Origin of the sequence: Blautia glucerasea (assembly GCF_013304385.1) — a bacterium.
In the GTDB taxonomy this organism is placed as follows: Bacteria; Bacillota; Clostridia; order Lachnospirales; family Lachnospiraceae; genus Blautia_A; species Blautia_A ammoniilytica.
Genome location: NZ_JAAITU010000020.1, coordinates 16,282 through 38,116 on the forward strand (window position 1 = coordinate 16,282; position 21,835 = coordinate 38,116).

The following is a 21,835-nucleotide window of genomic DNA, read 5'->3' on the forward strand; positions in this document are numbered from 1 at the left end:
AGGTGCAGGATTTTATGGAAGAAACCGCACAGGAGCTTACTGATCATGTAAGCCAGTTTCAGAAATATCTGGATGAACACACGCCCGAGCTGATCAGCTTTGGGATCAAAGTGGTTCTGTCCATTGTGGTTCTGTATATTGGAAGCCGCCTGATCCGGTGGGTGCTTGGTCTTGTGAGACGCTCCCTGGGACGGACCGGGATGGATAAAGGGGCGGTACAGTTTTTGTGTTCATTCCTGAAAGCCCTTTTATATATTCTGCTGATCTTCGGGATCGGGATGAATTTCGGTATCAAAGAATCGTCCGTAGCCGCCCTTTTAGGTACTGCAGGCGTTACCATCGGTCTTGCATTGCAAGGTGGACTGTCCAACCTGGCAGGAGGGGTGATGCTTCTGATCTTCAAGCCCTTCCAGGTAGGAGACTACATTATTGTAGATAAGGCCAATGGCTGGGAAGGGACTGTGTATAAGATCGAGATCTGTTATACTACCCTGCTGTCTGTGGATTACAGGCATATTGTGATCCCGAATGGCACCCTGTCCGGGAATACAGTGGTCAATCTGACAGCAAGGGATATGAGGAAGCTGGAGCTGAAGATCGGGATTTCCTATGATTCAGATATGCACAAGGCAAAGCAGATACTGGAACAGATCATAAAAGATGATAAGGGCACCCGGGAAGATCAGGGAATGCTGGTATACGTAGATGAATTGGCAGAAAGTGCAGTGACCTTGGGGCTTCGTGTATGGGTACCTACAGAAGATTACTGGACGGTGCGATGGCGTTTGAATGAAACCATCAAAGATGAATTTGACCGTCAGGGTATCCGGATCCCATATCGTCAGTTGGATGTACATTTAATTTCCTAAATATGTTATATTTATCTTAGAATTTTTATATTTTCCAAAGACGTGTACTTGATTATACTATAATTAAAGTACCTGATAAAGCCAACCGGGTGCTTTGGAAGGAAAACGCCGGAGCAGAGGCGTATGAAAAAGTTACAATAAACTGACAGGGGAAAACCGGAGATTATGAATGAGAAAAAAAGACGGCTTTTTCTGCTGATTGGTGTGCTGTTGGTGCTGGCAGGAGTGGCTGTAAGAGCATATCCGACCGTAAGTAACTGGTATCGTGAATATACGGCCAGGTATGAAATCAAAGATTATTGCGATATTGTAGATGTAGAGAATAAGGATAGCCTTACCAAGATGAAGAACATGGCCACAAAGTATAATCAGGAGCTGGAGGAAGAAGGCGGGGACGTATCCGCTGTCAGCTATGATGACCTGCTTGCAGTAACAGATGCCATTGGTTTTCTGGAGATCCCGAAGCTGCAGGTTTATCTGCCTATTTATCACGGGGCGGGAGAGGATGTGCTTGAAAAAGGAATCGGACATATGCCCGGCACCTCCCTTCCTGTAGGCGGAGCTTCCACACATTGTGTGCTGTCAGGGCACACCGGGCTTCCATCAGCCAAGATGTTTACCCATCTGGATGATCTGGAAGAAGGTGACATGTTTTACATTCATGTATTGGACGAAGTATTGGCTTATCAGGTAGACCAGAAGAAGGTAGTCCTTCCTGATGAGACGGAAGATATAGAGATTATAGACGGCAAGGATTATGTCACACTTCTTACCTGTTTCCCTTACGGGGTGAACAGCCACAGGCTTCTGGTAAGAGGTGAGCGTACATCAAATGTTCCATCAGAGCTGTCCGTTCAGATGCCTGTGGAGCAAAATAACCAGGAGATGATGGCACCACGTACCGTGCTGATCATAGCAGGAGTATGCGTGGGGCTCTTCTGCATTTTCCTGATCTGGCTTGTGTGTCGGATCACCAGGGGAAAGAAGAAGGATGAGGACGTACGGGAGGAAGAGGAAAAGTGAAAAAAGGAAGAGTAAAGGCAGCAGTTATCTGTCTTGCGATTTGCTGTAGCATGCTGCTTGGCACAGTAAGTGCTAAAGCGGAACAAAAAGGCAGTATTACACTCAGGCTTGCCCAGACAGCGGCTGGCATTGAAGTGACTCTCTATCAGATAGCAGGGTATGAGAATGATGGATTTGTGTACAAGGATTCTTTTGCAGGAAGCGGCATTAATGTATCCGGTCTGAAGACAGCCTCTGAATACGAAAAGGCAGCCGAAGGTTTGGCAGCTTTTGCCAAATCCAAGAAGCTTACAGGTACTGTGGCACAGGCTGGTACAGATGGCACTGTTTCTTATAAGAATGTAGAGAACGGGATTTATCTGGCTGCCCAGACCGGCGGTGAGGATATTATGGTAATGCAGCCGGTGATCATACCGGTTCCTTACAGTGAGAACAGTACAGAGAAGTACGATCCGGTACTGAATCCTAAGACCACCTTCCCAGGCGGTGCAGTGATCCTGAATAAGACAGATCCAGATGGGAAAACACTGGAAAAAGCAGTATTTGCTTTATGGCAGAAGGTTTACCCAGAGGCAGGAGAGACGATTCCCCAGGGAGCAGTTTCCGGATCTGATGAAGGAGGAAGCTTCTACTGGAAAGAGTTTAAGACTCAGCTTACAACAGACGGGAACGGACAGATCGTAGTTACCGATCTTCCTCTTGGTTCTTACCAGTTTACCGAGGAGAAAGCTCCTGACGGATTTGTAAAGCTTTCCCAGCCTGTAGCATTCAAGATCACACGGGCCGGACAGACAGCAGTGGTAAATGGAGTATATGTACAGGCTTCCGGAAATGTGCAGGTTTTAAGTGTGGTGAACCAGCCGGAAGAAGTGACACCTACACCGGAGATTACCAATACACCAGCTCCGGAACCAACATCTACACCTGTACCTGATACACCATCAGATAACACACCGCCATCCAGCGGCACAACCAATGTAAAGACCGGGGATAACACACCGATCCTTCCTATGATCGCAGTGCTTGTACTGGCAGTGATCGTTGCAGCTGTTGTGGTGATCCTTAAGAAGAAAAAGCATGATAAATAACTCTTTATATAAAAAAGCATGATAAATACCTTCTTATATAATGAAGCAAAAAGAAGTCCGTAAGGGCTTCTTTTTGCATGTAAAAGAGAAAAAATAACATTTTCTTAAATAATCCACAGAGAAAAAAATAACATTTTTTTTAAATAATCTACGAAAAGCTTGTCATAAGAGAAAAAAATAAATATAATAAAAAGGTACACTTATTGTTCTAAATACAGGGGGAGTAGAAATTGCGAAAGATCTTGATCGCAGATGATGAGAGAATCGAAAGACAAGGGATCAGAAGCCTTCTCGAAAGAAAAGACTATAACCTGGAGATCCTGGAAGCAAGCAATGGCAAAGAGGCGTTGGAGATTGCCAGGAGCCAGAAGCCGGATATTTTATTAAGTGATATAAAGATGCCATTTATGACCGGACTGGAGCTGATGGAGAAAGTGCGTCAGTTTGATTCTGAGATGGCCATCATTATTTTCAGCGGATACAGTGATTTTGAATATGCCAGACTGGCGATCAAGTACGGAGTGTTGGGCTATGTGCTGAAGCCGGTGAATCCGTCAGAATTTTATAATGTGATCGACAAGACGCTTATTGCCATTGATGAGAAGAAGCAGACAGAAGTACTGATGCAGAAGAATCAGGATTTTATGGAGCAGTTTTATCTCCAGAAATATTTGAATACAGGCAGACAGGATATTAAGGCGGAAGCTATGGCTACGCTGGATGTTTCCTGGTGGGAGCAGGTCCGTCAGATGATCCTGATAGAGACTGCCACAGACTTTTTTGAAGAGCATGCAGAGGATTTTGAGACGGAACTGGCCGCTGAACTGAAGCTTCCATTCCATTATCTGAATTTGAGTGCCACCAGTTCTCTTCTCTTTTTTGATGACAAGGTAAAGGTGGATTATTCTGTGCTGGGACAGCATATCCATGGATTTATGAAAGATACTATGAATGCAGAATGCTATGTGGCTGTTTCCAGTACGATTACATCCGATTTCAATATGGCAGATGCCTATCAGGAAGTAGAGATCCTTATGGAGAACCGCTTTTACAGGTCGGATATGTGGGTTTATATGCCGGATATCAACTGGGAAGGCAAGGATAATTACGATGTGGTGGTTGATCTGCTGGAAAATATGGAGAATGATGTGCGGCTTCGGGACCTGACCCATTTGTGGGAGCATTTCCGCAAGTTTGCCGCACAGAAGCAGCAGGGAGGGAAGTTTTCTCATATTTTTGTGAAGTTTTCCTGCTCAAATATTGTAAAGGAAATGTATAAGGATATGAATTTCTCTTCGGACAAATGTGCAGATGCCATTGAGAAGCTGTATCAGTGCACTACAATTCAGGAGATCATCGATATCCTGGAGCAGAATATCCAGCTTTATGAGGATACCATGTTTTCTAATCAGAGTGGTGCCAGAAGCGATGTAGAAAAGGTTAAGAGCTATGTGTATGAGCATTATGCAGATGAGCTTAGTGTGGAGATCCTGGGGAAGGGCGTGTATCTTTCACCTGGGTATATGAGTTACATATTTAAGAAGGAGACAGGGGAAGGCCTGACTCATTTTATCAGGGAATTTCGTCTGGAGAAAGCCAAGGAGCTTCTTTGTACCACCAACAAGAAGATCGTACAGATCTGCAAGGAGACCGGATTTACCAATGCCTCCTATTTCTGCAAAAGCTTTCGTGAATATTATGGATGCAGCCCTGAGAAGTTCCGCAAAACATCCGGAAATGGGGAGGATATAGGGTAGCATATTTTGATATTTTGTGCTATTCATTTGTATAGGCATACTTACGTTAAATATTAACATGAATAAAAATGCTGCTTATTTTGGGCTGATTCCTGGAAAAGCAGCTTTTTTTACCCAAAACCAGCCTATTCTTTATGATAGCTTTTTATATTTTACAAAAAGTTATACGTTTCTGGAAAATGTAATATTCCATTGCTGTAATTCTACAGCTATAATTAACAATAGAAGTCAGTGTGAATGCCGTCCGGCTTAGGACAGCGATTTTGGAAGGGTGAGGAACATGAAAAAGCGAACATGGCAGAAAGTAGCAGCGCTGATCGCTTGCGCTGCGATGATCATAACAACGCCTGATATTTCAAATCTGGTAAATGTCAGCGGTTCATCCTATGAGGATGAGACCACAGGAGTTGAGTTCATCAGTAATGAGGCAGAGGATGTGGAAGCTGTTTCTGAGGATGAAGACGGATTCTCCGGTACTGAGATTTCAGATGAGAACCAAACTACGGATACTGATTTTTCTGCATTTGATGCAGATACTGATACAGCCGAATTTGTTTCTGATTTTTCATCCGGTACGGATGAGGGAACAGATTCAGCAATGATTACTGACACAGAGACTGAAGTCCAGCCAGCTGCAACGGTTATCCTTGAAAGTGCAGATGCCCCCCAAGCGTCAGCAGCAGTTCAGGGACAGCCAAGATGGGTACATATTACTTCCAACGCATCCAGTACCCGGCAGGGCAAAGCAAGAATCCGTCTGTATATGACGGATGATCAGGACGACAGTCCGGCCTATATATTGTATACATCCCTCTTTTCGCAGTGGCAGGAGACCGTTCCGGAACAAGAACCCTCATCCGGGGCGGTGACCCTTCCACCCACAAAGCTTGAAGGAGCTTTGAATGGAACGGATGTACTTAGCGTTTCCCGGGTACAGGAGTACCTGAAGGATGATAATGGGGAATACGTATTAGACGATAATGGAAATCTGATCACTACCGCATGTTATCTGGAGTATGAGCTTGCTGCAGGCAGCAGTGCGGATTTTTATGCAGCTTTTGTTTATAAGACACAGGATGAAAGCTATTCTTATAAAGCGGATCTGAAGGCCAGTGTTACCTGGGAAGAGGAAGAACAGTCTCAGGATGTGACCCTTCCGGAGGATACAGGCAAGATCAAGCTTACCTGGGACAGCAGCGCAGAAACATCCGGGGATACCATCAGTGCAGATCCGGAAGTGCCGGACAACCAGGAGGACGAAACATCAGGAGAAGAAAGCCAGGAGCAGCCATCCCTGGTGCGTATTTCTATGACCAAAACTCTGGAAGCCGGGTGTCAGGATGTGACAGAGGACGATTCTGATACAGAGGTAGAGGATGCTTCAGATGAAAATACAGATTCAGCAGATGAGAATACAGAGAATACTTCTGCAGAGTCAGAGATCGCTTTATCCGGTCAGCTTTATGGTGTACATGTGACAGCACAGGATCTTCATACGGATGCTACAGCAGACAGTACCATTAAGCTGGATCTGAAAGACATGGGATCCGGACTTCCGGTTTCCGGCCTTTTCGTTTCTATGGGAAAGACAGAAGAGGAAGCATTAAGCAGCGAAGCCTGTGACAGCAGCGTGATCCCCAATGGACTGACAGATGGAGATCTGACAGTGACACGTGTGAAGAATGATTCAGAGGATTATCTTACCTTCCAGTTGCCGGCTGGGGATACCGCTGATTTTTATGTAGGTATTTCCTACCATGCACAGGAAGAAACATATCATAAGACTATTGGCATAGAGCCGGAGGCACTGCAGGAAACCAGTCTTCAGGATGTAGATGCACAGCAGGAAGCTGATTCCCAGAACATAGAAGAACAGCAGTCAGCAACAAATGCAGAGCTGGATGTGCTGTCTGCGCTTCCAGGAGCTATTCCTGTGGAAAGCGAGACTGCAGATGTCCAGGATGAAACTTCTCAGGATCCGGAGTCCCAGGAAGACACAGAAGGGGATGCTGGAGAAGATGCAGGGAAGCAGCTGATCAGCGTGCTGGAGAGCGGAGCCGCAGCCATTACATTGGCCTGGGCTGCCAGATCGTCTGCAGGAACCGTATACTTTGCAGTACCAGCAGACTGGATCAATAATGGGTACACAGTGAAAGCCTGGTTAAAGGCTGGAAAGTCCAACGACGATCCGCAGTCTTTGATAGATATGACAGATACTAATGGTCGTCTCTACAAGGGATTGCAGGTATATTCAATCCCAGTGACCAGTGATATTAATAAGTATGGCGGTCTTGAGGAGCTTTACTTCCAGGCATTTCAGGGGGGGACGAATAAGGATCAAAAGGTGGCAATCACTGGCTGGGCATATGAAAGCGTATTCCTGGATAAGCTGTATGATTCTGAAGCAGAACAATGGGTGGATTACTCCTCATTTGATCCGGACGATCACACTTCCTTTAAAGGGAAGACCATGTACTTTGAAAATAAGACAGGGCAGGCCCTTTCTGGTGTAAATGCAGTCTTTTATGAGAAGGACAACAGCGGTAAGCTGCAGCAGGTACGGTCTGTTGCTATGACAGGAAATGCAAATGGCAAGGCAAACGGCTATTCTGTTACCATTCCAGATGCTCCGTGCTCTTATGTACGGTTTACAGACGCTTCCGGGAATGTCCTGGGCGACAAGTATTCCAATTTCTATGGGCAGGGTGTAGGAGAAGCTGGTGTAGAAAGCGTACTGTTTGCAGAAGGTTCTACAGATTGCTACAAATATGCAGGCACAGCCGACAATTCCACCTGGGGTGTACTGGGAAGCAGAACAGTTTATTTTGACGCTACATATTCCAAACTGTCATATAAGGGAAGTGACGGTGTGGATAAGGCATACAGCATACCTGGAGAGGACGGAACTTTTAAATACTACATCTCTGGAGAAGGCAAAACAGATATTGAAGGGGATATGACACTTGTATCCTCTCATTCTGAAAATGGACATACCTGGAATGACGTGTACAGAGCAGAATTACCGGAAGAGTATACAAACATTGCATTTTTTGGATTTGATCCCAATAGTGCAACGAATTACGGCGGGCATGGCGAGAGTACGGGCACACTGACAATTCCAACAGATCTGGTGAACCCATGCTTTTATGCTGATGCAGGAGATACAGTAGTATATGACGGTGGCCAGCGAGACGGTTACTGGGATGAAGTTTATACCATCCGAAATGCAGAAGCAAAGAAATCTGGAGATGTAGTAGATATTACAAAGGATACATTTACCAGAGCATCAGATACCCTGTATGTAAATTCTACTTTTTATGATTATTATACAGATTATGAATTAAATGGAAATAACCGTGACAAATATCCTGGAGGAAGTGGTACAAGTTATAGGAACTGGGTAACATTTCGTGAGTTTGACCAGGCGCTGAGTGATTACTATCAGGCAAATACCTCGTCAATTCCCATTTATGTTGGACATTTCCAGCCAAGCTATTCAGACTGGGGCACAAGATTTGAAGGCATTGCATCCACACTGAATCTGTATGGATATAAGGATTACAATAATTTCTTTTCGACAAACAACTCAGCGCTTGATATTAACGGAACTAATAATAACGATTATGCAAGAATAGCCAAGGGTCTTGTAAAGGATACATTGGCAGATGGAAATCTGGTAGCAACAAAAGAAGGATCAATTCTTCCATTATTTAATGAAGCTTTTCTATTGGGGAATAACAGCAAAAATGCTGTGATCGGAGATGTTTACCATAATGTGGCATTTCCGTTCAAGCAGGAAGACCTGGATAATAATGGAGTGAAATACTGGGTATTTGACAGCAGCAAAACTACGTTGTTGATGAAACAGGATTCTGCTACAGGAGAATACCACCTGCAGGATCCAGGAAAATTGTATGAGAATTGCACGAACCTGAATAGCTCCAGTGCACCACAGGATAAGCATGGCTTCTTCCCATTCAATGAAGGCTCTGCTTCTAAAAGTGCTAATACATATAACTACGGTTTTGGAGCAAAGCTGGAATTCAATTTCAGGCTGACAAAGGACGGAACGGTTAAAGATAATAAAGGCAACAAAGTACCTATTGAGTTTAACTTCTCCGGTGATGATGATGTGTGGGTATTTATTGACGGAAAGCTTGCACTAGATGTGGGGGGCGCCCACAGTCCTGCTACTGGAACTCTTAATTTTAATACATTGAAGGCCACTGTCAGTGATGTAAAGGCAAGTGCAGGAGATGGAAGTCCAGCCACAGTTACAGATTTTACCCTAAAGGGAGAGAAAACAGCTGAACATACCTTGACCATGTTCTATATGGAACGTGGTATGTGGGAATCCAATATGAAGGTTACTTTCAACTTTCCGGATGAGAACCAGCTGCAGGTGGAGAAACAGGTAGACACTACTGGTGTAAACAGCCTGTTCAGTGATCTTTTTAAAGATACTTCTATCTTTAACTTCTCCATCAAGAATCTGGCAACCCATTATGGAGAAAAGAAAGTGGATTCAAACGCTGCAAAGCCTTTGAGGATCGCAGAACAGGATTATACTGTTGCTCCAACTCATAAAGACAATATATTTGCGAAGGATGAAAGTGGCAACAGCAATTTTACAGGAAGCGTTCACTGGCATGCAAAAGAGGATGATGCGGACAGCAGTTACAGAGATCAGCGATATGGAGAATTAACACTGGGTGAGCCGATTGACATTTCAAAGATGGCTTATCTGGAGATTAAGTTCTATTATGATTACAATGATACCCCGTCCCTGTCCAATATGTATCTGCAGTTTGAAGACAGTAGCGGAAACTTAGGTGGTAATCTTGGAACGGAAACACTTTCCGGACGTACTTATGGGTCTGTTTCCATAAAAAGTAGAGAATGGGTAACAGTAAAGCTGGATCTTAGCAAGATGTCTTGGAGTGAGGGCTTTGACAAGACGAATCTTAAAAAGCTCCGGTTTGGATATAACTTTCCAAGAGATTTCTACCTGAAAGACTTTGTGTTCAGGCCTACGGTTGAGATTTCCGAGCCCACCGGATTTGTTACCAAACAGTACAAGATTCCGGATTATGGCTCTGCCACAAGCGGAAAGCTGGAGATCCCGGAGGGAGCTACCTATACCTCTACATCAACTAAGCGTGATGCCCGTGTGATCGGTGATGATGGAGAGTTTGTATTGGAGGATCATGAAACCGTTACTTTCAAAGATCAGTTCCGAAGAGGAAGTTACATAGCCCTGAAGGAGGAAGTTGATCCCGACCTGTTTGATACCACCTGGACCATGTATGAGAATGGACAGGCAGTTGCCGGAATGGGAAGCGGAACTACTATTACCAATGCAAGTCCTATACCGGGCATGACGAACCAGACGGGTACAGCTATTGATGACGGACGAACGGAAGCAATGCTTACCGAACTTGATGCAGACGGACAGAAACAGGAAAATGCATACACAGGTACAAAGCCAACTGAAAGTACTTTTGTATTCCGCTCTTATGCAGATCCTGACAATACAACAACAGCAACAAAACTGAAAGCAGTCTTTTACAATAAAGTAAAGACCGGTACCCTGAAGATCACCAAAACAGCGGCTTATGGCGAAAAGCTGTCAGGTGAGTATAAATTCCGTGTTACCTTTACAAATGTAGGTGACCTGGGACTGGAAGAAAATCCTATTACACAGGATTGTATCATTAAGCTGAATGGTGATGGACAACCGGGCTCATGTGAAATTACCGGGATTCCGGTAGGAACCTTCTTCAAAGTAGAAGAGATTTCCACAGATGATGGTTCTACTCTGGACAGCATTTTGATAGATAAAACTGAACAGCCTAAGGGAACCACAGCAGCAAAGGGAGATATCAAATCTTCCGGAACTACTGTAGAGACTACTTTCCGAAATACAAAGAAACCAGTTGTAAACATTTCTGTAGAGAAGCTTTGGAAGAATGCAGACGAAAGTGATTATAAAGGGAAACTTCCTGAGAAGATCTATGTACAGCTTCAGAGAAGACAGTCTGATACTGATACCTGGGCACCTGTATCTACAGATGAAAATGCAAAGACTTATACAGAGCTTGCAGGCAATATGTACACCGGAAAGTGGCAGACTTCCTTTACAGGACTGGATAAATGTGTGGACTATACACAAGAGTCCCCAATAGAATGGCAGTACCGGGTAGTAGAAGTCAGTGTGGGTCAAGATGGTACAGTTACACCTATTAAAAACGAAAATACGATACAGTTTTCAGAAGGCCGGTTTGCGGTAACCTATAATTTCGTACTGCAGGATCATGAAACCGTTACTTTCAAGGAGGACAGGATCAATTTTACTGATGAAAATGCAGGAGAAGAGATCATTACCAATACATATCAGCTTCCAAAGACAAGAATACAGATCCTGAAGATTCAGGCAGGTACTGCCGGAGACAATCCGACTAAACTGGCAGGAGCCAAGTTCCGTCTGGAGAAGCTTCTGGAGAATGGCAGCGTGGATAGTAGCTTTCGAGCAAGAGAGGAAACAACTTCCGATCAGTCTGACACTCTTGGCCTGGCAGCATTTGAAGATCTGGAGGATGGAACTTATCAGATCACAGAGATTCAGGCTCCAGAAGAGTACAGCCTTCTGGCTTCCCCAATCAAAGTAGTACTTAACCGAAAGGATAATTCGATTCTTGTAGACAAACAGGATGTTAGTCACATGCTGCGTGATGATACCATTACCATTCAGGTAGCGGATCAGAAGAAATTCAACCTTCCTGCAACAGGAAGCTGGAGCAGACTGATCCTTGGATTTTCCGGTGGGATCCTCATCGGACTGGCTGTAATCATTTATCTGTTACAAAAGCGGAGAAAGGAGGGCAAAGCTTCCTGACCGCTAAGAAGCAGACAGATGGTGCAACAATAAATGTGTGAGAGATATAAAAACAGCGAATGCTTATAACAAAACTTACAGGAAAACAGAAACGCTGTATAAAAAGAAAAAGAGAGAGAGGATATGAGTATGAAGAAATTCAAAAAGCTGCTTGCCGGTCTGCTTACCGGAGCAATGTTGCTTGGAAGTATGTCAGTTTCTGCTTTTGCAGCTGACAAAACACCAGTATTCGACACAACAAAAACAACAGGTTCCATTACTATTCATAAGTATACCGATGAGGCTGGTAAAGTCGATCCAGCTACAGGTAAAGAAGATGCATCACAGGTTCCGACAGGAGCAGTTGCCATCAAAGATGTGGGATTTACTATTTACCAGGTTGCAGATGCAACTAAACTTGCTGACTATTACAGTTCAACTCCAGAAAGTCTTCCGGCTGTGTCACAGTATTGCACAGGAAGTGGAAAAAATGTTCAGCTTAAACCAGACGTTGCTAATAAAAAATATGGTGATGAGGTAAAGACTGACGCAAGCGGTGTTGCAAAATTTGAAAACCTGCCTCTGGGTCTTTACCTTGTAGTGGAGACTACCAGTCCGGCAATTGTAACAGGTCCATGCGATCCATTCCTGATCTCCGTACCAATGACTACAGATGGAGATGACTGGTTATATAATGTACATGTTTATCCTAAGAACAGTACAGCTGTTGGTAAGGTAAGCCTTGTGAAAACAGGAAAAAACAGTGCAAAACTGAAAGGTGTAACCTTTGTTCTTCAGAAAAAGGATGGAGATAAATGGACAGACATTACAAAGAAGTCAACAGCAGCCGGAGATAACACAGGTGATGATCTGACTTTGGCTACAGATGCAGAAGGTAAGATCAGTGTAGAAGACTTGTCCAGTGGTACATATCGTTTTATTGAGACTTCTGTAGGTGCAGATAATAAAGGTTATATTATGGACGGTGCTGCTACTTATGTATTTGATGTAGATGGTACTAAAGTAACTTATAATGGAAAGACAGACGAAAATATTGAGATCCCTGTTACTAATGATAAGCCGGATATGACCAAGGAAGTAAAAAATGGTGATACTTGGGCACATGATGCTGATTACAGTGTTGGAGACATGGTTCCATATCGTATCACTGTATCTGTACCGGCAAACATTGCAAAACTGAAAAAATTCACACTTACAGATACACCTACTAACCTGAAAGATGATGCAAATTCAGTAAAAGTAACAGATAAAGCAGGTACTACAACAATTCCTGCAACAGCAACAGCTACAGAGGATGGAAACGGATTTACCATTGATTTCACACCGGCAGAGCTTGCTCCTTATGCAGGACAGGATATTATCGTAACTTATAATGCAGAACTGCTTAGCACAGCTGACACAACTAAAACAGGCAATCCAAACACTGCAACACTGGAATATTCCAATAAGATTCTTCCAGCCACCGATGATGGATCCAATCCTAATAAACCTGGTACACCTACAACCGAGAAGATCGAAGATACAGCTGTTGTATATACATTCCAGATCCAGATCGTAAAGAAAGCAGAAAGTGAGACCGGAACACCTCTTGCAAATGTTGAATTTGATCTGTATAAAGAGGTTGCAACTGGAACAACAGGCGCTGCTACTGTAGATGAAGTAAAGAAAGCAGGTCTTGACAGAACTAAAACTTGGAAGAAGATCAATGTAACATCTCTTAAAACAGGTGCTGAAGGAGAAAATAAAGGTAAAGTTTCCCAGGGCGGACTTAAAAATGGTGATTATTATCTGGTAGAGACCAAAACAAATCAGGACTATAATCTTCTGAAAGCACCGGTAAAGGTAACATTGAATATTGCATATACAACAACCACCAAGGCAGAGTATTATACAACCAAAGAAGGTATCAAAACATTAGTGAAACATGAGGTAGAGAAAACTGAATTCAAAAATAATGGTGTTGCTTCTGATGGCATCCAGATCCAGACCGTAATCAACAAAAAAGGCTTTGAACTTCCATTAACTGGTGGTATGGGTACTGTACTGTTCAGCGTGATTGGATTAGCACTTGTACTGGCAGGTGTGGTTGTGATCACAGCTTCCAGAAAGAAAACAGTAAAATAATAGCACATAAGGTGATCTGTTAAAGAGATTATACAAATAATGCTCTTAACGAAAACGGATATGTGAAAAAAAATCCTCCGGCTGCGGCAAATGCAGACCGGAGGATTTTTAAAACAGCCGGTACACTGAAATCAGTGTAACCGGCTGTCATTCATCTTAGGTATTTTGAAAAATCTCTTAGGTATTCTTGAAAAATAATGGAAAGTATTTTAAAAATATCACTTTTGTATTTTGGTATTAGCTTCTGTACCTTACAGAATTATCATTGGTAGTATTGCTTTTTCAAGCATCTTTATTGTATGATTTTCGGCGAAATTTGTCAAGGGAAAATTGACTTTTTGTGTAAACTTTTTACAAAAATTGACTTTATGTGTAACGTTTTGCAAAAGAGTTACTGCACAGAGACAAGGTCATTTACAATCAATGGATCAATTGTATCTTAATAATCCGGATATCTTCATTCAGGTTCCTGGTCTTTTTGCAGATACAATTTTCTATGCCAATGTATCTTCATTTTGCTTTTTCCTAAGCTTGCAGATGCAATTTGACCTTCAGATCAAGTGCAATTGTATCCTCAACCTGCTTATTCTTAGGCTGGAAGATACTTTTCAATGGCAGAAAGTATCTTCAATTCTCCTGTTCTTAGACTTGAGGATACTTTCTACTGATAAATTGCATCTTCAAACTCTGAAAATCCTGATCGCAGATATCTTTTCCAAAAAATTCACCGAAATTCTGATCTTCAACGTCATAAGGATCCTGATCGCAGATACTTTCCCCCAGCAACCCCCGGTAATCTTTCCTACAGCAACCCATCAGTAATCTTTCCACCAATAAAACCCAGTAATCTTCTTGCGAATTTTAATGCACAGTCTGATCCAGGTGTAGTCTTTAAATTCTTTTCTGCTTCCCAATAGTCACTGCGGAGCATATAGCCCGCAGTGGTGTAAAAATCGATACTATTTCGATGTGGATTATATTCTGCAATATTGTTCTCATTATATTATATCTCCTCAATCAATCATCAGTTACAAAAATCAGAATCAGAAGCATTTTAATCAGTTCACATGTCACTTTTATTTTATGTTATACTGTTTTATAGGTTTAAATCTCTTAATAAAACAGGTGATATCTTAATCGGGAGCTGTCAAACTGATACACTAGAAAGGATTATATATGAGTGAATTAATTAAGGTTGATAATGAATATAAAGAGTGGATTGCCGGAATATCCACTGATTTTAGAAAAAGCCAAATCAGGGCTTCTATTAAGATAAATGATGAGATGCTAAGATTTTATTGGAAACTTGGTAAGGGCATTTCGTCTATGAGTGAACAGTTCGGATATGGAACAGGATTCTATAAAACGGTGAGTGACGATTTGAAATCCATTTTGCCAGATGTGAAATCATTTTCACCAACTAATCTGAAATATATGAGATACTTTTATGAGATGTATCCTGATGCAGTGATTTGTCCTCAGGTTGAGGACGAATTGATTACAGATGCAAATCGTCCCCAAGCTGGGGATGATTTACAAATTATTTTTAGAATACCATGGGGACATAACAAGATAATACTTGATAAATGCAAAGGGAATTCTGCAAAGGCATTGTTTTATATCAAAAAGACTATTGAAAACAATTGGTCAAGAGATGTTTTACTTAACTTCTTAGGAACGGATTTGTATGAACGACAGGGTAAAGCAATAACTAACTTTTCTAATACACTTCCGATAGAACAGAGTGATTTAGCGCAAGCAATTACGAAGGACCCATATAATTTTGATTTTTTGACTTTGCGCGAAAGGTATGATGAAAAGGAACTAAAGAATGCGCTTATAAAGAAAGTTAATAATTTCCTTATGGAGTTAGGCACTGGCTTTGCTTATATGGGCAGGGAAGTGAGAATTGAAGTAGGAAATACTGAAAAATTTATAGACATGTTATTTTACAATACTCAAAGGCATTGCTATGTTGTTGTAGAAATAAAAACAGGTAAATTTGATTCTTCTTATGCAGGTCAATTGGGAACTTATGTTGTGGCTGTTAATCATCAGATGAAAACAGAAGCTGATAATCCTACTTTGGGACTTCTGATTTGTAAAGATATGGATAAAGTAGAAGCTCAGTATGCATTAGAATCTACTAGCCAGCCGCTTGGTATTTCGAGTTATGAATTATCAAAACTTATACCAGAAGAGTTCAGAGGTAGTATGCCTACCATTGAAGAAATTGAGGCTGAATTAAATGAATAATTTCAAGTTTGTGGAATTAAGAAAAATCATGATCGCAGATACATATATGGATTTTTTAACATTATTCACGAATATGTTGCATGGCAGTAACCAGCGACTTGTGGTAGAATCTAAAATGTGTATAACAAAAACAAATACAAAAGGTTTTCTGCCCCGGAGATCTAAAAGATAAACCGCCAGAAACCTAAGACGGACGGTGAATACGATGAAAAAACCAAGATTGGTCACAATCTTCAGCCTGATCCTGATCCTGGTAGGCCTTGGCCTGACTGCATATCCCATCATCAGCAATATCCTTGCCCAGAAAAACGCATCAGAAGCCATAGAGGATTATGATGATCAGATCCAGGATATGGACGAAGAAAAAATAGATGCAGTAAAAGAATCTATGAAACAATACAACCAGCAGCTGGGACACGCTGTGGTTCAGGACGAAACAAGCGAAGCAGTAAAAGAAGCTGCAGAAGCTGCTGGAAACGACGGTAATACAGACGCAGATGGCACAGACACAGAGGGCAGCACCCATACGACCATGATGGAGATCGGAGACGTGATCGGCTACCTGACCATACCGGTGATCGATGTGAACCTGCCGATTTACTACGGGACTTCCCAGGAAGTCCTTGCAAAAGGGGTAGGCTATGTTCCAGAAACATCTTTTCCTTTGGGGGGCGAAAGCACTCACAGCGTGCTCACCGGACACAGAGGACTGCCGGAAGCCAAGCTTTTTACAGACATGGACAAAGTAGAAGAAGGAGATCCCTTCTACATCCACGTACTGGATGAGATTCTGGCTTATCAGGTAGACCAGATCAAGGTGGTAGATCCGGATGATACCAGTGACCTGGATATTGTAGAAGGGCAGGATTATGTGACCCTGGTTACATGCACCCCATACGCCATCAACAGTCACAGGCTTCTGGTGCGGGGACACAGGATAGAATATACGGGAGAAGAAAACAGCAAAACAGTATCTCAGCTCAGGCCCGCAGCAATGGCACGACGGATCGTGGACGTATGGCCCTGGTTCCTGTTTATGATGGCAGGGGTAGTGGCCACAGAGGTGCTCCTGATCCTTGTGATCCTGATCAGAAGACATCATAAGAACAAAAAGAAATAAACAGAAGTAAACAGACATGAACAAATATAAATAGACATAAACAGACATAAACAGAAATAAACAGAGGTTTACATCAAGTACCATTATAATCAATCATTAAAAACCTGTATTATGAAAAAGAACAAAACGGGAGGAACAATACGTTGAAAAATACCAATGCAGACAGGATCATGCAGGAAGTGGGCAAGGTAATTCTGGGAAAGGACGAATGCATCCGCCAGGTAATGACCGCTATTTTGGCAGGCGGCCATGTACTGATCGAGGATATTCCGGGAGTAGGTAAGACCTCTATGGCCCTGGCCTTTGCAAAGGCAATGAGCCTTAAGCAGAATCGTGTTCAGTTTACACCTGACGTACTGCCTTCAGATATTACCGGATTTTCCATGTACATAAAAGAAACAGAAAAATTCATGTATCAGCCGGGAGCTGTGATGTGCAACCTGTTTCTGGCAGATGAGATCAACCGTACCTCAGCCAAGACCCAGTCCGCTCTTCTGGAGGTTATGGAGGAAGGTACCGTTACAGTAGATGGTGTTACCAGGAAAGTACCGGATCCCTTTGTGGTCATTGCCACAGAGAACCCCATTGGTTCTGCCGGAACCCAGATGCTTCCGGAGTCCCAGCTGGACCGTTTTATGATCTGCATTGAGATGGGATATCCCTCACCTGAAGATGAAATGGAGATCCTGATGGCACAATCAGAGATCCGTCCTCTGGAAGCGGTCCGCGCTGTGACAGATGGGGCAGAGCTGAAAAAGATGCAGGAAGCCACCGCAAGGATTTTCGTTCATCCTACCATCTGCTCTTATATTATAGAACTTGTAAATGCCACCAGAAGGCACGAGCTGGTAACACTGGGACTTAGTACACGAGGTGCCCTTGCAGTGACAAAGCTGGCGAAGGCCAATGCTTACATAGAAGGCCGGGAGTATGTGCTTCCGGAAGATGTGGTGAAGGTATTTCCGGCTGCAGCGGTCCATCGTTTGAAAACAAGCTCCAAAGCCGGCATGAATCATGGGACCGCCTCAAAGATCACCCAGGAGATCCTTGCCTCTGTGAAGCAGCCCCGTCCGGAGAAAGGCTGATGAAGAGAAAGATTTTCTATTTTTTGCTGATCATACTTACATTTCTGACAGTGCTTGTGAATGGTAGCGGATTTTCCTGGTTCCTTTTGTCCTTTGAGATCCTGTTTGCCATGGCTATGGCAGTGTGGGCGCATCTGACAGCAAAAAAAATAAAAATAGGGCTGGAACTGGAGCAGGCTTTCATATTCAGGGGTGATCAGGCAAAAGCAGTGCTGACCATTCAAAATCCTGCCGTTTTTCCGGTTTCAGATATACAGGCCGGGGTTATATTGTCCGATCCTGTGAATGAAGGCCGGGAAAGCAAAAGAACAGTGCATGTGGCTGCCGGCGGAAAAGGAAAGGATCAGTGGCAGTTCCAGGTACAGCCTGTGCATTGCGGGATTGTGAAAGTACAGGTCCGTGAACTGCGGCTGTATGATTATCTGGGAGTTTTTTATGGGAAAATATCAGCGCCTTTGTTAAAGGGGGCTTTTGCTGTGCTTCCCAGGATCCACCCTATTGTTCTTGAAAAAGAGCCTGAAACCGGGGCAGGGCAGGGCGAACAGCGGGAAAATGTGCTTGCAAGGCTGGGCTCTGACAGTCAGGAGATTTTTGATACAAGGGCTTACCAGCGGGGCGATGCTATGAAAAATATCCACTGGAAGCTAAGCGCAAAGGCAGAAGAACTTATGGTCAAGGAGTTCAGCATGCCTATGGATTTTCGGGTTCCGGTTTTTCTGGATACCCATGTGAAGGATCCGGAAAAGTTTACACCAGCGGATAAAGACCGGTTCCTGGATCTGGCCGCTTCTTTGGGCAATTATTTTGTGGAACATCAGGTTGCCTTTGAGTTTTGCTGGATGACAGAAGATCATATGGAAAAGTTTATGGTGGAAGATCCGGATTCCCTGTACTATGGACTGAGGGAGCTTCTTATGATCCCTTATTTCAAGGCAGAGGATGGCAAAGCTGAGGCTTTCCTGGAAAATGAAAAAGAGGTTCTGCCGGTACGGATCTTGACAACCGGAGAAATATATGTGGGAGATCAGATGTATGGAAATCTTGGTGTTTGATACTTCTTATGTGCAGGATAGAAAGGAAAAGAATATAGGAAAAAAGAACTTTCTTTTTTCTTTTCTGGCGCTTTTTCTGTCTGGCTTTGCTCTTGTTGGAGGAGTCATTTCTGCATTTTCCATTTCCACAGTCTTTTGGATGCTGGCTGCAGGATTGGCTGCTTTCAGCCTGTTTTTTACCTGGTTCTATCTGGATCAGAGACTGGATGGGAAAAGATTTTTGGCAGGGCTTGGACTGGTAGTGCTTTTGGGAGGCTTCTGCTTCTTTTGGCAGGATTCGTTGATCCGTGGCTTTTACAGCGTTGCCAACAGTGTGATCCGGAAGATCAATCAGGTTTACGCAGGCAATCTGAATACCCTGGAAGCTTCCAGTGGCGGTACTGTTTTGTTTTTCATGGTGCTGATTTTTATCATCACAGGGATCCTGGGAGCTTTTATGGTAAAAGAGCAGAAATGGCTGCCAGTGCTGGCTGTGTTTTTTCCTGTGTTTGCCCTTACCGCAGCAGCCGGTGGAAGGCCGGGAAGTATGTGGCTTTATTTGCTTCTGATGATCCTTTTACTGATTTTTACTGCTGCAAGAAGCCATCTGATGGGATGGAAGTGTGGGGCAGCAGCTGTGGTGATCGCATTGGCGGTGTCTGTGCCTGCCTGGTGTATTGCAAGACCTTTGTCAGGTACTTCCATTCCCCAGTTGTCCAAGGCAGGAACAAGGATCCAGAGCCGTTTTCTCCAGTCATTATGGCAGATCCTGCCTAAAATCTCCGGCGGAAACCTGAATCTGTCCATTGAAGGGGTAGGCGGAGGTGTGGAAAACGGCACATTAGGCGCTGTGGATGGCTATTTTTTCACAGGTGTGGATGCACTGAAGGTGACCTGCAGCCAGAAGCCGGAGGAAACCGTTTATCTGAAAGGCTTTGTAGGAGAAACTTATACAGGCAGCAGCTTTGAGCCTGGTGACGGAGAAAGCTTTCAGGATACTGTGCTGGCCTGGAAGACGGAGGGGGATCCTTCGGTATATATTCAGAATCTGCCTTTTTTGCGGATGATGTATTATGAAACAACGGCAGACCAGCCGGTGACAGCCGCCCAGATCACTGTGGAAAATAAAAATGCCAATACACAATATACATATGTGCCATACAATGCTTTCCTGAATGACAATTATCAGATCTATGGCGGGGACGACTATGTGGGAGGACAGACTGCCCAGGATGATATTTTTTCTTTTTACTGGCGGGATGCCTACAAAGAGACCATGGAAGGCTATCGTGACGGTGAGAAGACAGATGGCGTGCTGAATGAGACAGAGGCTTCCTACAGGGCTTACTGCAGCACTCGCGACCTTCAGGTGCCGGATCAGGGGCTGGAGCAGCTGAAAAAGGAATGTGCCGAAAAAAAAGAAGAAGAGCATTGGGGTCAGTCGGACATGGGAGATGTACGTCCGGACTGGGACATTGCAGATGAATATGAGCAGATCCGCCAGTATGTAGTAAAAAGGCTGGTCAGCCAGTGTTCCTATGAGCTGGATGTGGATAAGCTTCCTGAGGGGCAGGATTTTGTGGAAACCTTCTTATACGATACAAAGGAAGGTTACAGCATGCATTTTGCAGCAGCCGCCACTATGATGTTTCGGATGCTTGGAGTACCTGCCAGGTATGTGGTTGGGTATGCTGCTCCAAAAGAGATTTTCACAGCAGATGGGGAGGGCAATTATACAGCTGTGCTGGAAGACAGCAATGCCCATGCCTGGGTGGAGATCTACCAGCCATTTCTGGGCTGGACGCCGGTGGAGGTGACTCCTGGTATGGAGGCAGAGGTGGCAGAAGAGGCTGATACAGATGTACAGGATCAGGCTGCTGTGCCAGAGGAAGAGACTGCTGTAGAGGAGCGGGAAGACCAGGGCAAAGGCACCATCATACTTGGCTGGCTGTCAGATCACTTTGATCAGATCCTGATTGCCGGAGCTTCAGTCCTTTTTCTGGCTGTATGTGGGATTTTGTTTACCAGACTGAGAAAAAGGCGGAGGAGCAGGCTTGGCATCGGACTGCCGCCATCGGGAAGAGTACAGGCATTGTACAGATCTACCTATCAGCTGCTGATACGTGCCGGTATGCCAAAGGATTATACGGAGACAGAGGGCCAGGTCACAAAGTATCTGCTGGAAGCCGGTGTTCTTACAGGCCCTGATGAGGCAGAGAAAATGAAGCGGCTGGTTCTTGATGCCAATTATGGTTTCCGTGAGCTGACGAAAGAGGATACGGCCTTTATGGAAGAAATTTACAGAAGAACCAGGAAAAAGAAAAACAGGAACTGATATATTTTTATTGATTTTTTCCCGATAATTGCATATAATACAAGTGAGCAGGAACAACTGCTTGATTTAAGTGCATTGCTACTTTGAGTGCAAACCATTAATTCAAGTGCTTCACTACTTTGAATGTGAACCATTAATTTAAGTGCTTCACTACTTTGAACGTGAACCATTAGTTTAAGTGCTTCACTACTTTGAACGTGAACCATTAATTTAAGTGCTTCGCAGCTTAAAATGTGAATCGTTAATTGCAGG

At 43.7% G+C, this 21,835-nt stretch carries 11 protein-coding genes and 1 pseudogene; 11 read left to right on the top strand and 1 reads right to left on the bottom strand.

Annotated elements, in window-relative coordinates:
- Positions 1-14: 14 nt before the first annotated feature.
- The 6 genes from G5B11_RS09305 (at position 15) to G5B11_RS09330 (ending at position 13,756) form a co-directional block, all read left to right on the top strand.
- Entirely contained in the window at positions 15-869 is an 855-nt protein-coding gene (locus G5B11_RS09305; protein WP_158421132.1) for a mechanosensitive ion channel family protein, read from the top strand.
- Positions 870-1,034: 165 nt separating this feature from the next.
- Complete coding sequence (locus G5B11_RS09310; protein ID WP_158421131.1) at positions 1,035-1,892, top strand: class C sortase; 858 nt, start codon at positions 1,035-1,037, stop codon at positions 1,890-1,892.
- The gene (locus G5B11_RS19430; RefSeq protein ID WP_173727806.1) at positions 1,889-2,980 is read left to right on the top strand and encodes a SpaA isopeptide-forming pilin-related protein; all 1,092 of its coding nucleotides are present in this window, start codon (positions 1,889-1,891) and stop codon (positions 2,978-2,980) included. Before G5B11_RS09310 ends, G5B11_RS19430 begins: the two co-directional genes overlap by 4 nt.
- A gap of 230 nt (positions 2,981-3,210) precedes the next feature.
- On the top strand, positions 3,211-4,737 hold the full coding sequence (locus G5B11_RS09320; protein ID WP_173727807.1) for a response regulator transcription factor: 1,527 nt from the start codon (positions 3,211-3,213) through the stop codon (positions 4,735-4,737).
- Between the two features lie 3,859 nt (positions 4,738-8,596).
- Positions 8,597-11,632 carry a fibro-slime domain-containing protein gene (locus tag G5B11_RS19740; protein ID WP_420360624.1) on the top strand — a complete coding sequence of 1,012 codons (3,036 nt, stop codon included), beginning with the start codon at positions 8,597-8,599 and terminating at the stop codon, positions 11,630-11,632.
- Positions 11,633-11,761: 129 nt separating this feature from the next.
- Positions 11,762-13,756, top strand: a complete 1,995-nt coding sequence (locus tag G5B11_RS09330; protein WP_173727811.1) for a SpaH/EbpB family LPXTG-anchored major pilin — start codon at positions 11,762-11,764, stop codon at positions 13,754-13,756.
- Positions 13,757-14,618: 862 nt separating this feature from the next.
- Here G5B11_RS09330 and G5B11_RS19075 read toward each other — a convergent pair.
- Positions 14,619-14,755 (bottom strand): annotated as a pseudogene (locus tag G5B11_RS19075) (DUF6061 family protein); the annotation flags it as partial.
- Positions 14,756-14,932: 177 nt separating this feature from the next.
- Between G5B11_RS19075 and G5B11_RS09340 the strand changes: the two are divergent.
- The 5 genes from G5B11_RS09340 (at position 14,933) to G5B11_RS09360 (ending at position 21,583) form a co-directional block, all read left to right on the top strand.
- On the top strand, positions 14,933-16,012 hold the full coding sequence (locus tag G5B11_RS09340) for a PDDEXK nuclease domain-containing protein (protein WP_158422415.1): 1,080 nt from the start codon (positions 14,933-14,935) through the stop codon (positions 16,010-16,012).
- Between the two features lie 205 nt (positions 16,013-16,217).
- Positions 16,218-17,132 carry a class C sortase gene (locus G5B11_RS09345; RefSeq protein ID WP_173727813.1) on the top strand — a complete coding sequence of 305 codons (915 nt, stop codon included), beginning with the start codon at positions 16,218-16,220 and terminating at the stop codon, positions 17,130-17,132.
- 170 nt (positions 17,133-17,302) lie between these two features.
- Entirely contained in the window at positions 17,303-18,217 is a 915-nt protein-coding gene (locus tag G5B11_RS09350) for an AAA family ATPase (RefSeq protein WP_173727846.1), read from the top strand.
- Positions 18,217-19,269, top strand: a complete 1,053-nt coding sequence (locus tag G5B11_RS09355) for a DUF58 domain-containing protein (RefSeq protein ID WP_173727815.1) — start codon at positions 18,217-18,219, stop codon at positions 19,267-19,269. The genes G5B11_RS09350 and G5B11_RS09355 overlap by 1 nt, the downstream gene beginning before the upstream one ends.
- Positions 19,250-21,583 (top strand): transglutaminase-like domain-containing protein, encoded by a 2,334-nt coding sequence (locus tag G5B11_RS09360; protein ID WP_173727817.1) that lies wholly within the window; start codon positions 19,250-19,252, stop codon positions 21,581-21,583. Before G5B11_RS09355 ends, G5B11_RS09360 begins: the two co-directional genes overlap by 20 nt.
- Positions 21,584-21,835: the final 252 nt, after the last annotated feature.